11 protein-coding genes are annotated in these 12,030 nt (G+C 62.0%); 4 read left to right on the top strand and 7 right to left on the bottom strand.

Annotated elements, in window-relative coordinates:
- The first annotated feature begins 106 nt into the window (after positions 1-106).
- Positions 107-919, top strand: coding sequence for a hydrolase (locus AYX22_RS10455; protein WP_207597350.1), 813 nt, complete (start codon positions 107-109; stop codon positions 917-919).
- Positions 920-926: 7 nt separating this feature from the next.
- Here the strand turns inward: AYX22_RS10455 and AYX22_RS10450 are convergent, their stop codons facing one another.
- The 5 genes from AYX22_RS10450 to AYX22_RS10430 all read right to left on the bottom strand — a co-directional run bounded on the left by AYX22_RS10450 (position 927) and on the right by AYX22_RS10430 (position 6,448).
- Positions 927-2,507, bottom strand: a complete 1,581-nt coding sequence (locus tag AYX22_RS10450) for an ABC transporter ATP-binding protein (protein ID WP_207597349.1) — start codon at positions 2,505-2,507, stop codon at positions 927-929.
- Entirely contained in the window at positions 2,500-3,345 is an 846-nt protein-coding gene (locus AYX22_RS10445) for an ABC transporter permease (RefSeq protein ID WP_207597348.1), read from the bottom strand. Before AYX22_RS10445 ends, AYX22_RS10450 begins: the two co-directional genes overlap by 8 nt.
- Complete coding sequence (locus tag AYX22_RS10440) at positions 3,329-4,270, bottom strand: ABC transporter permease (protein WP_207597347.1); 942 nt, start codon at positions 4,268-4,270, stop codon at positions 3,329-3,331. Before AYX22_RS10440 ends, AYX22_RS10445 begins: the two co-directional genes overlap by 17 nt.
- Before the next feature lie 27 nt (positions 4,271-4,297).
- On the bottom strand, positions 4,298-5,848 hold the full coding sequence (locus tag AYX22_RS10435) for an ABC transporter substrate-binding protein (RefSeq protein WP_207597346.1): 1,551 nt from the start codon (positions 5,846-5,848) through the stop codon (positions 4,298-4,300).
- Positions 5,849-6,022: 174 nt separating this feature from the next.
- Positions 6,023-6,448 carry a ChaB family protein gene (locus AYX22_RS10430; protein ID WP_207597345.1) on the bottom strand — a complete coding sequence of 142 codons (426 nt, stop codon included), beginning with the start codon at positions 6,446-6,448 and terminating at the stop codon, positions 6,023-6,025.
- Between the two features lie 128 nt (positions 6,449-6,576).
- Between AYX22_RS10430 and AYX22_RS10425 the strand changes: the two genes are divergently transcribed.
- Complete coding sequence (locus tag AYX22_RS10425; protein WP_207597344.1) at positions 6,577-7,353, top strand: type 1 glutamine amidotransferase domain-containing protein; 777 nt, start codon at positions 6,577-6,579, stop codon at positions 7,351-7,353.
- Here the strand turns inward: AYX22_RS10425 and AYX22_RS10420 are convergent, their stop codons facing one another.
- On the bottom strand, positions 7,354-8,292 hold the full coding sequence (locus tag AYX22_RS10420; RefSeq protein ID WP_207597343.1) for a LysR family transcriptional regulator: 939 nt from the start codon (positions 8,290-8,292) through the stop codon (positions 7,354-7,356).
- 227 nt (positions 8,293-8,519) lie between these two features.
- Here AYX22_RS10420 and AYX22_RS10415 point away from each other — a divergent pair, with 227 nt between their 5' ends.
- Both AYX22_RS10415 and AYX22_RS10410 read left to right on the top strand, forming a co-directional pair.
- Positions 8,520-9,638, top strand: a complete 1,119-nt coding sequence (locus AYX22_RS10415) for a PrpF domain-containing protein (protein WP_207597342.1) — start codon at positions 8,520-8,522, stop codon at positions 9,636-9,638.
- A gap of 12 nt (positions 9,639-9,650) precedes the next feature.
- Positions 9,651-11,102, top strand: a complete 1,452-nt coding sequence (locus AYX22_RS10410) for an SLC13 family permease (RefSeq protein ID WP_207597341.1) — start codon at positions 9,651-9,653, stop codon at positions 11,100-11,102.
- Positions 11,103-11,258: 156 nt separating this feature from the next.
- Here the strand turns inward: AYX22_RS10410 and AYX22_RS10405 are convergent, their stop codons facing one another.
- The gene (locus tag AYX22_RS10405) at positions 11,259-11,987 is read right to left on the bottom strand and encodes an SDR family oxidoreductase (protein ID WP_207597340.1); all 729 of its coding nucleotides are present in this window, start codon (positions 11,985-11,987) and stop codon (positions 11,259-11,261) included.
- Positions 11,988-12,030: the final 43 nt, after the last annotated feature.

Genomic DNA, 12,030 nt, shown 5'->3' with positions numbered 1-12,030 from the left:
AGAGTCGCACCCGTGCAATATTCTGGGCCCACCAGTGTGCGGCGGACGGCGGTCCGCGGGCCGTGGACTGTGGGCCCCGAATCTGACCGCTCCGAAAGGACCATCCATGCTGATTTGCGCGGCCTGTGCGGTGGAACGTGATGAACCCGTTCCGGGTGTCTGCCCCATCTGTGCCGACGAACGGCAGTACGTCCCTGACGAAGGGCAACAGTGGGTCACTCTTGACCAACTCAGGACGGCCGGCCAGCGGATATCGTTCTCGGAAAGCGAACCAGGTCTTATCGGCGTCAGTACTGACCCGAAGGTCGGAATCGGCCAGACGGCCCAGCTGGTGGTGACGTCCCAGGGCTCGTTGCTGTGGGATCCGGTGGCCTACATCGACGATGACGCTGTGAAGGCGGTGCTGGAGCACGGACCTGTCCTGGCGATCGCCGCCAGCCATCCGCACATGTTCGGCGTGCAGGTCGAATGGTCACGGCGGCTGGGCGGCGCCCCGGTATGGGTGACTGAGGCAGACCGCCAATGGCTGGGACGCCATGATCCGACCATTGCCTACTGGTCCGGCAGCATGTCGATCGCCCCCGGGCTGACCCTGCACCAAACCGGCGGACACTTTCCCGGCAGCGCCGTGGCGCACTGGGCGGCCGGAGCAGCCGGCATGGGGGTTCTGTTGACCGGTGACAGCGTGTTTCCCAATCCGGATCGCCGTTCCATCTCGTTTATGCGAAGCTACCCGAACCGCCTGCCGCTGTCCGGAGCCGTGGTGTTGCGGATCGCCGCGCAGTTGGACACGCTTGGGTTCGATCGAATCTATGGGAATTTCAACAACGTCATATCGTCCGGAGCCAAAGCCGTTTTGCACGACTCCGCTGAACGGCATGCCGCCTGGGTGCGGGGAGACTTCGATCATCTGACGTGAACTGTTGCTAAGGGGCGGTCCTCATCTTTTTCAGATGCAGTCCCCTGCAGGGAATCGCGGCCGAGACCAGGTCTTTGCTGTGCTGGTGCTGCGGGTCAGCGAAGAACTTATCGGTGTCGGTGAGTTCCACCAACCGCCCCTGATAGAGGACGGCTACACGCTGGCACATGTGGCGCACCACGTCCATGTCGTGGGTGATCATCATCAGGGACAGCCCCCGCTCGCGGTGCAGGCGTTGCAGCAGGTCAAGGATGGTTCTTTGTGTCAGTGCATCCAGGGCGGAGGTTGCTTCGTCGCAAATGAGCACTTCCGGCTCCATCAGGAGCGCCCGGGCGATGGTGACCCGCTGCAACTGGCCGCCGGAGCATTGGCCCGGACGCCTGTCCAGCAGACTGGGTTCCAGTTCCACTTCCGTCATGGCGTCGCTCAGCCGTTGGGTTTTCTCGCTCGACGGGAGCCGCCGTGGCAAGGGTGCTTCCAGGCTTGCACGGAGTGTCATGCGGGGGTCGAAGGCGTCATGTGGTTCCTGGAACACCAGTTGGACGGCAGTCGGATCGGCAAGCCGGTCTGCTGACAGGGCCCGGGTGATGCTGCCGCTGCTCATTCCTTCCAGACCAACGATTGACCTGGCCAAGGTGCTTTTCCCGGAACCGGATTGGCCGAGCACTCCCAGGATCTCCCCCTTTTTCAGCTCGAGGGAAACAGCGTCAAGTGCTGGACTGCGACCCCGGCGGCCGCGGCCGAAATTCTTGACGACGCTGTTGAGGGTAAGGACATTCCGCGCCGGGTGCACCTGCTTCACAGTCCCTGATGGCAGGAGGTTTGATGCCTCCAGAAGTTTTTGCGTGTAAGGACTCTTCGGGCTTCCCAGCACTTCCTCAGTGGTGCCCGACTCCACGATCTTGCCTGCCTCCATCACCAGGACGCGATTTGCGAAGGCCGCAACAGAGGCAAGATTGTGCGTGATGTAGAGAATCCCCAGACCACGCTGGCTCCGTTCGCGGTCCAGCAACTGCAGGATCTGGCGTTCCAGGACCTTGTCCAAAGCAGACGTTGGTTCGTCAGCGAGCAGGATCCCCGGCTGGCCCGCCAGGGCCACGGCTGTCATGGCACGTTGGGCCATGCCACCGGAAAGTTGGTGCGGGTAGGCCCGGGCGCCCCACTGCGGATCCTCGAATCCCACTTCAGCCAGCAGCTCCAGCACCTTCTCCTCCGCAGCTTTTCCGCGCAGGCCTGAATGTAGGCGGAGGGGTTCCCTCAGGTGGGCACGGAGGGTCTTGCTGGGGTTGAACATCTTCTTGGGCTGCTGGAAAAGCATCCCCAACCGGCCACCCCGGATGCGGTTCAGCTCAAGTCCGGAGGCACGGGACACGTCTACGGAGTCCACATGGATGGACCCCGAGGCAATCCGCAAAGGCTGCGGCAGCAACTGCAGGACGGACCGGGCAGTCATGGTTTTGCCCGACCCAGAACCTCCCACGAGCGCTACAAACTCGCCGGGATGCACGGCCAGGCTCACACCGGAGAGAATCGGGCGTCCTGCGTCTGTGCCCAGCACAGTCAGGTTCTCGATCACCAGTTCAGGCATGCTGGCCCTCCACTACCAGGACATCCACCGGGTCGGCTGCCCGCCGTGACGTCCGCTGGCCGATCAGCGTTACACACAGGGCAACCAGGAAGATGGTGAGGCCCGGAGCAATGATCCCCCACGGTGCCCGCTCCGCATACGGCTGGGCCGCTGCCACCATGGAACCCCAGTCGGATTGTGGCGGTTGAACGCCCAGCCCGAGGTAGGACAGGGCTCCCACGCTGATCAGGAGCTGTCCGAAACGCAGTGTCGCCTGCCCCAGCATCGGCGCTGCGAGGTGCGGGATGATGTGACGGAAGACAATGAACGACGGCGAACAGCCCACCACGCGCGCTGCTTCGACGAACCCGCGGGCAGAAACGTCGTAGGCCAACGTCCGGGCCAGGCGGGCAAACGGCGTCCACCCGGTTACGGTCAGGGCGACCAGCAGGGACGTAAAACCTGTGCCCATGGCCGCGACGATGAACAATGCCACCACCATCTCCGGCAGCGCCAACAAGACATCATTGGTACGGGTGAACAGTTCGTCTACCCAGCCCTTCCGCCGGGCGCTGAGCACACCGACCACCAAACCAATGATTCCGGTCAGGACCGTGGCCAGTGCCGCCACCACCAAAGAGAACCGGCCGCCGTCGAGCAAGCGGCTGAGCGTATCCCGCCCAAGGTGGTCCGTCCCCAACCAGTGTGTGGCACTGGGTGGCGCGAGCCGTGCAGCGAGGTTCTGATCGTCCGGTGGAAAAGGTGCCAGCCACGGTGCAGCCGCGACGGCGGCAACTATCAGGACGAGAATAACGACGGCGGCGCCGTCGAGCACTGACCGTTTACGCAAGGGCGCCACTCACCTTTGGGCTCAGCATCCGGTGCAGGAAGTCCGCGAGGGTGGTGATGGCAACAGCCAAAGCCACCACAACCACCACGCCTCCCTGCGCCAAGGGGATGTCACTGTTGACCACGGCGTCGTAGAGAAGGCGGCCCATCCCGGGGATCGCGAAGATGACCTCCACAATGACCGAACCTCCCAGAAGACCGGCGAACCACACCGCGAACAACGTGGACAACGGAACCAGGCCGTTGGGAACAACATGCCGCAGGACAGTCTGCACGTGGCTAAGGCCGCGGGCCCGGGCAGCGGGAATGTGCTCCGCCTCAAGGGCATCGATCATGCCCGAGCGGACCGCTGAGGTGAAGAAGCTGATGGGCCGAAGGGACAGCGTGGCGGCCGGCAGGACAATGGACGACGCCGTATTCCACCCGGCCGAGGGCAGCCAGGAAAGTTTGAGGGCAAAGACCAGCACCAGCAGTGGTGCCAACCAGTATTCCGGCATGGCAATAAAGGACTGTGTGACAGTGGTGATCAGTTTGTCGGTTTTGCTGCCTTGCTTCAGGGCCGCAACAATGCCCAATGGGAGGGACACCAGCACGGCCGTGCCCAAAGCCACCAGCACAAGGCTGAGGGTGATGCCCAAGGCAGGCAACACCTGATCAATCACCGGTGTACGGCTAATGTGCGACAACCCCATGTCCCCTGTGAAGAAGTCGCCCAGCCACCGGAGATATTGCACGGGAAGCGGATCGTTGAGTCCCAGGCTTTCCGCCAGTGCCTGAACGGTGGCTTCGTCCACCACATCGCCGGCTACACGGGACCGGATAATTTTCCGGACCGGATCGCCTGGGGTCACGTAAGGAATCAGGAAGACGGCGAAAGACGACAGCAGGACGGCGGCCACCAGGGTCGCCGTCCGCTTCGCAAGGAACGTGATCATACGTGCTTCGGTTGTCCCAGCCCGTTGTCAGGAGCCGGCCTTGGCCGTTTGCGCGGTCAGGACGTAACGGGACAGCGGGTCCTGAACGTAGGACAGGACGTTGCTGCGGACAGCGTCCGTGGCTTGTTCATTGACCAGCCACAGGTTCACGGCTTGGTCGTTCAGGAGTCGACCGGCTTTGCCATACAGCTTGTACCGTTCCTCAGTGGTGGAGGTCCGGGCAGCTTCTGTGATGAGTGCGTCGTACTCTTCGTTGCAGAAGTGGCTCAGGTTGTACGTGCCCTTGCAGGTGTAGTCGGCCGTCAGGAAGCCAATGGGATCGGCAATGTCAATCAGCCGGTTGCGCTGGCTCAGGATCATGTCATAGTTGCCGGCCAGAACGTCCGGTTCAGCCGAGGCGTATTCCTTGGCCTGGATGGTCACTGGAACACCGATGTCCTTGAGGTTGTCCTGAATCACCGTTGCTACGTCGGCGAACTCCGTCCGCTCCACGATGGCGATGATCTCCAGCGGCCTGTCCGCGGTGTAGCCGGCATCGGCCAGGAGCTTCTTCGCCTCGTCCAGGTTCTGCTTGGGAGTCTTGGCTTCGCTGGATGCCCATGGTTCGGAGGGCGCGAAGGGACCAGCTGCAGGCAACGCCGCGCCTTCGTAGACGCTGGCGGCCAGGGCTTCCAGGTCCAGAGCGGACCGGAGTGCCTTGCGGAAATCCACGTTGTTGAATGGTGCCCTGCCGTTGTTCATGTACAGGGTGGCCGTGCGGGGTGAATCTGCCTTCAGGACGGACACCTCGGGTGCACTCTCAAGCGTGGACAGTGCGGAGGCGGGAATGGACAAGGAAATGTCGGCCTCGCCGGTTTGCACTTGCGCGGCCCTGGTAGCGCCATTGGTGATGAAGCGGACTTCTGCGCCAGCCAACTGCACCTTTCCGCCCCAGTAATTCTCGTTGCGGTCCAGGGTCAGGGACTGCTTCGCCTTCTCAGACACTGGGGTGAACGGTCCCGTGCAGTGGCCGAAGGGATTCACCGTGGCACCGGTATAGGCAGCAGGCGCGAGGATGCCCGTGTTGACGCTCGCCAAGCGGAACGGCACCAGCGGATTCTCCACCGGCGTGGTGACGCGAACGGTCTTGGCGTCAGTTGCCTGGACTCCACTGACAATGCCCGGGCTGAAAGCCCTTGCAGGCACCTTGGCCTTAAGGACTGAGTTCAGCGAAGCGGCGACGGTCTCTGCGGTGAGATCGGTACCGTCCTGGAACTTCACGCCTTCACGGATGGTGAAGTCCCACTCAAGTGGTGAGACCTGCTTCCACTCAGTTGCCAGGAACGGGACCACCTTGCCCTGGGCGGAATCATATTTGGTCAGGGTTTCCAGGCAGCCGGACAACGACAGAATGTACGCGGCATCGGACTCCAGGGCCCAGTTGGCCACGGGGGCCCGGAAGTTATCCACGACGATGCGCTGGTTGGTATCGGCCACTTTCCCGGTGGCGCCTGTCTGTCCACCGCTAAGACCACAACCGGTCAGGGAAAGAAGTGCAGCGACCCCAAGGGCTGCTGTGGAACGGCTGAGTTTGCGCAAAGGGAACCGCCTGCGATGTATGCCCGGAACGGGAGGGCATGGGGAAATGGAGACTATTTAGGTTAGCCTTACCTCGGCGCAACAGCAAAAACAGGGCGCTTCGCAGACGCGTCACAATGTGCCTGACATCACCCAGCCCAACCATTCGCCCGCTGCGGCATCCTGCGCCCAGATTCAGCTTTCCCGGGCTTTCCGGGTAGCCGCGTCATTGGCTTTCTGCAGTGCCTGGACCAGTTCATCCTTGTTCATGGTTGAACGGCCCTTGATGTCCAGCTCGCGGGCCCGCCGGTAGAGGTGCTCCTTGGAAGCGTTGGCGTCCACTCCGCCGGCAGTGGGCTTATCCGAGCTGGCCCCTCCCGCCGCGTGGTCATCGGAAGGTCCATTTTCCTCTTTGGGTTCCCAATGGTCGCCCACCTTCTCGTAGCTGTGCTTCAGCGACGCGAAAGCCGTGCGGGCGGCCCTGCCCTCATCGCCATCATAGGAATCCATCGCCGAGTCGTAGGTCTTGGCGAACGTGTCCTGGGCCTTCTGATCCGAGCGCTGGAGCGTCGATGGCAACTCGTTTTTCCGGGCATGATCGTTTTTGCCGGTCTTGGGCATGGCACTCACTCTCCTGATCCAGGGAACAACTACAGCATGCAACAGCAGACGCATGGATGCTCGTTCAGCCTACTAAAGGACCGGAATTGATGGGGGCGTAGGGTGGAGGAGGACGAAAGGAGCACTTCATGAAGAAAATCCTCATGGTACTAACCAGCGTTTCCGAGCTCGGCGACACGGGAGAGAAGACCGGCTACAACGTGGCAGAGGCCGCACATCCCTGGAAGGTCTTCAAAGACTCAGGCCACTTCGTCGATTTTGCTTCCATCAAAGGAGGCCAACCTCCGCGCGACGAAGTGGACACGGACGATCCCATCCAGGTTGCCTTTACCCAGGATGAGACAACGCGCGCCGGCCTGTACAACACCGCACGCGTCGACGTCGTAGACCCCGCACAGTACGATGCCATCTACCTCGTGGGCGGCCATGGGACCATGTGGGACTTCCCGGACAGCGAAGGCCTGCAGAATCTGGTGGCCAGCGTCTACAACGCGGGCGGTCTGGTAGGTGCCGTCTGCCATGGGCCGGCCGGCCTGTTGAACGTAGAACTGGACAACGGGTTCAGGCTGGTTGAAGGCCGCGACGTAGCCGCGTTCACCAATGACGAAGAAGTGGCTGCGGGGAAAGACAAGGTCATCCCGTTCTTCCTGGCGGACCGGCTCGAGGAACAGGGGGCCCGCCACGTCTCCGCAGGGGTCTTCGAGGAGAAGGTAGCGGTGGACGGCCGCTTGGTTACGGGCCAGAACCCCGCCTCGGCCGCTGGCGTGGCCAAGGAAATGGAAAAGCTCTTCGCCGAAGTCATCCACCAGGAAAAGGCAGAAGAGCAACACGAGGCAGAAGCAGTGCGTGCGGAGAAGGACGCAGAGAAAAGCGCCCGGAAGGCTGATGCCGACGCCGACCACTGATTACAAGTAGTCGCGCCCCCGTTCGCGGGCGATTTCCACCAGCGTGGAGTGGAATGCCACTTCGGCGGGGGCGTAGACCTTGTCCTGGCGCTGGGCCAGAAGTACCCGCCGTAAGGGGGCGTCCGGGCCCAGACTGAGGACGCGGACATCGGGATGTTGGAGTGCAACAGCCGTCTTAGGCACCATTGCCACGCCCATGCCCACGCTGACCATGGCCTGCGCCTCCTGGTAGTCGTTGGCCAGGAACCCGATGTTTGGTTCAAAACCGGCATCGTGGGCAGATCGCTGCAACACTTCCACTACCGGATGAGCTTCAGCGCGCACTATCCATGACTCCTTCCGGAGTTCACGCATACTTACTTCCTCACGGTCAGCCAAGGGGTGCCCCTTGGCCACGAGAATCACCGTGCTCTCCTGGAAGACCTCAGTGATGCGGATGGACTCATCACTGAAACGGTTCCAAGGGTAATCCCACAGCAGACACAGTCCCGTCACCCCGGATTCAAGGTCCGAGACCAATTCGTCGAAGCGGGCACTGCGCACAGAAAGTCCAATGGCGGGGTAACGCTTCTTGAATGCCCGGATGACAAGCGGGAGAAACGATCCCGCCAACGTGGGAAAAGTACCAACCGTCAGTGACCCGCGGTGCAGCCCCGCGATCTGATCCAGGTCCGCGCGGGCCGCCCGCATCTGCCCAACAATTTTCCGGGCGTGCCCTGCCAGTATCTGGCCGGCCTCGGTGGGGACTACGCCGCGCGAACGGCGGTTGAGGAGAGGCTGTCCGACTTCCTGCTCGAGCTTGCGCAACTGCTGCGAAACGGCCGATGGCGTATACAGCATGGTGTCGGCCGCAGCGGTGATCGATCCCTGCTCGACCACTTCCACCAGCAGCGCAAGCCGCCGGATATCGAATAGTTCGGCGTTTTCATCGTTAAGCATGCGTTCATGCTCCTGTCCAAGTGGTTCATTCACTGTATTTACGGGAGACCGACTTGCCACAGAGCCAGCTTTTCCAGACATTGGCGTATCCGAATCCAGTCATTGTGCGCTGAGAACTTTGTGAATTAAGCATCCCTTCAGCCCCCATCATATATCCAACATTGTCTTCATTTGTGATCCCGATCATCCTCGTACAAGAAGAACATCACCGAGATGCAGGGAACACCATGAAGATAGAAGCGGAATGGATGCGCGGGGGCACCAGCAAGTGCTGGGTCTTTGAAACTGCTCATCTGGAAGAAGCCGGCACCGACGTCAACGAGCTGCTTCCCAGGCTCTTCGGAAGCCCGGACTCCCGCCAGATCGATGGGGTCGGCGGGGCCACCTCCACCACCAGCAAGGCGATGATCCTCAGTCGGCCCGACGACGATGAAGTCGATGTCGAATTCACCTTCGCCCAGGTAGGCATCGAAGAGGCAGCCGTGGACTGGGGAAGCAACTGCGGGAATTGCTCCGCGGTTGTGGGGCTTTACGCCATTGAAAAAGGCTGGGTTTCGCCCGACGGCGATTCCACCCGCATCGTCACCCGCAACACCAATACGGGCCAGATCATCATCCAACGGGTTTCGACCCCCGAGGGCGCACTGCCGATCATTCCTGATGCAGACATGCCCGGCGTCGTTTTTCCTGGCTACAGGGTGGGTCTTGGCTTCCGTGATCCGGCAGGAAAAACCACCGGCAAGCTCCTTCCTACCGGCGCGCCGACTGACGTCATTGTCGCAAACGGCACCCGGTGGACGGTATCAATGGTCGACGCCGGTGCGCCGGTGGTCATGGTGCGTGCCGAGGAGTTGGGACTGGACACTGCCCGTTATGAAACCTGGAGTGCCGGCGTCGAACTGCAGCTGGATGCTTTGGACATGATCCGACGCCTCGCAGCTGTCCGGATGGGCCTGGCGGCCAGTCCTTCGCAAGCCGCGCGGGCCGTCCCCAAGCTTGCGATCGTGGGCGCACCCACCGGGGAGGACCTGGAAGGTGACGTCAACGTCATGATGCTCTCCATGGGCAAACCGCATCCGGCGTTGGCCATCACGGGAAGCATCGCTTTGACACTGGCCGCCCGCACCCCGGGAACAGTGCTGAACCACATTACCGGTATCCCTTCCCGCCCCACGCTAAAACTCCGCACGCCGGCCGGCGTGATTGAAACCTGGACCGAACACCGGGACGGTTCCCTCCTGGTGGGCGTCGACCGGACCGCCCGCACCATCGCCACCAGCATCATTCACGTCCCGGAGGCTCTCGGCAGTGCCGTCGAAGCCCCGCTGGCATCAGCCACTCAATGAGGAGACACCACCATGGCTAAAGTTACTTACCAACCAGCTCCCGAATCGGAGAGCGAAACCCGGGATCAGAATTCCGGCAGTCCCAACCGCCGCCGCCGTATCCTGCTGGTAACGGTTGCCGCTTCCGTGATCCTGGGCCTGGTTGCCATCCTGTTCGGGGGCGCCATCTTCAACCCGGCGGCCACCCCGGAATCGGAGCCGACCATGACTGCCATCCAGATCATCCCGCTGGTCATCCTCGTGGTGATGTTCGTCGTCGCCACGAAATGGCCGCTGAACATCGGGGTTATGGGACTGGTAGCATCCTTCGGCGTTGGCTACTTCATGCTGGGCATGACGGACAAGGAAATCCTGGCGGACTTCCCTGCCAACATCGTCATCACCATCATCGGTGTCACGTACTTCTTCAGCATGGCCCAACGGAATGGGACCATCGACATCATCGTCCAGACGTGTGTCCGGCTGGTTCGCGGCAAGACCATGCTCCTGCCTTGGGTGTTCTTTCTTCTGGCAGCATCGCTGACAGCCCTTGGCACCTTCTCCCCTGCCGCCGTCGCCCTTCTTCTTGCCCCTGCCGCCATAGGGCTGGCCTATGAATCACGCATCCACCCCGTCCTCATGGGTGCCTTCATCATCAACGGAGCACATGCGGGTGGATTCTCACCGCTGTCAGTGGCGGGTGTTCTGGTCCACGACATCGCAGTGAAGAACGGCTTCCCCATCTCGCAGGGCTCACTCTTCGCCGCAAGCTTTGCGCTGAACCTCATCCTGTCAGTTTTGACAGTGGTGCTGTTTGCCCTCCTGGGCAAGATCCGCGACGGCGCCACAGGCCAGCTCGCTGACCTGGACACCACGCATACCGCCCGGCCACACGGCCAGCAGATCCTCACGCTGGCACTGATCGTCGCAATGCTTGTCTGCGCCTTGGGCTTCCACATGCCTATCGGCTTCGTGGCACTCTCCGCAGGACTGCTCTTGGCGCTGGTCAACATCAAGGAACACCAGACGTTCATCGGCGGAGTCTCCTGGTCCACCGTGCTCCTGGTCGCCGGCATGATCACTTACGTATCCCTGCTGCAGCACGTAGGCGTCATCGATACGCTCGCCGAGCAGGCACTGGCACTCGGAGCCCCGCTCCTCATTGCACTGGTTCTTTGCTACGTCATCGGCGTCGGCTCGGCCTTTGCATCCTCCACCGCCCTGCTCACGGCTTTCATCCCCTTGGCGGGACCGTTGCTTGCAACCAGTTCACTGAGCGCCTCGGGCACCGTGGCAGCACTGGCTATCGCCGCGACCGTCGTCGATGTATCCCCGTTCTCCACCGACGGCGCACTGGTTGTCGCCAATGCCCGCGAAGACGATCGCCAGCGTGTCTACAAGCAACTGATGGTGTACGCCGGCGGCGTGGTCCTCGTAGCACCCGCACTGGCCTGGGCACTGCTGGTCCCCACCGGGATCATGTAAGTCCTGGACCCCACTGACCGCCGAAGTACAGGTTCGGCAAGCGTAGGGAACCGTACCTGCACACCGTCGCAACAGGAAGCCCGAACCTCGGGCGCAGGGACCGGCACCATACGCACCAAAGGCAGGGCCACCACTGAGGTGTCCCTGCCTTTGGTTTCAGGCGCTGACGCGCTTCAGCTGTGGGTAGATGGCTTCCACAGGGGCACTAAGTCCGGCCTTGAGGTTCACGGACGTCTCATCCGCGAGGACTTCATACTCGCCGGCCTGGACGGCGTCGAAGACGGTTGCCACCAAGTCCGCGGGGGCGGTTTTCGGCTCGGCGGAGTGCGCGGCCATGGGGGTGTCAACGTAGCCAACATGGACCCCCACGACATGCACGTTCCCGGCGGCGAGTTCAAGGCGCAGGGAGTTCGTGGCTGACCACAGGGCCGCCTTCGTGGCACTGTAGATCCCTGCCACCGCATACCAGCTCAGGGCGGAATGAATGTCAATGAGCACCGACTCCTCCTTGGCGGACAAGACCGGAGCGAAGGCCCTGGCAAGGAACAACGGCCCAAGGAAATTGGTCTCCACGTTGTGCCGGATCTCCTCATCCGTGTGGCTGAGGATGCCAGGCGTCGGTGTGCTGGCACCGGCATTGTTGATCAGGACTGTTGTGTCCTGCGCAGCCTCGACGGCCGCCCGAACGGATGCCGGATCCGTGACATCCAAGGTGAGCGGGACGATGCGATCATCGCCCCACGTGCGCGGGTTCCGCGCCGTGGCATAAACCTTGCTCGCACCGCGGGCCAAAGCCTCGTGGACAAAGTGGGTGCCAATGCCACCGTTGGCTCCAGTGACAAGGACAACTGCATCAGTCAAGACGGACGTGTTCAGTGAAGGCATGATGGGGACTTCTTCCTGGTGGGCTGGGCTGTGGGGGAATACT

This window comes from Arthrobacter sp. D5-1 (assembly GCF_017357425.1).
GTDB lineage: Bacteria > Actinomycetota > Actinomycetes > Actinomycetales > Micrococcaceae > Arthrobacter.
Note: the sequence above shows the minus strand (reverse complement) of the source record. Positions and strands in the feature narration are given on the sequence as shown.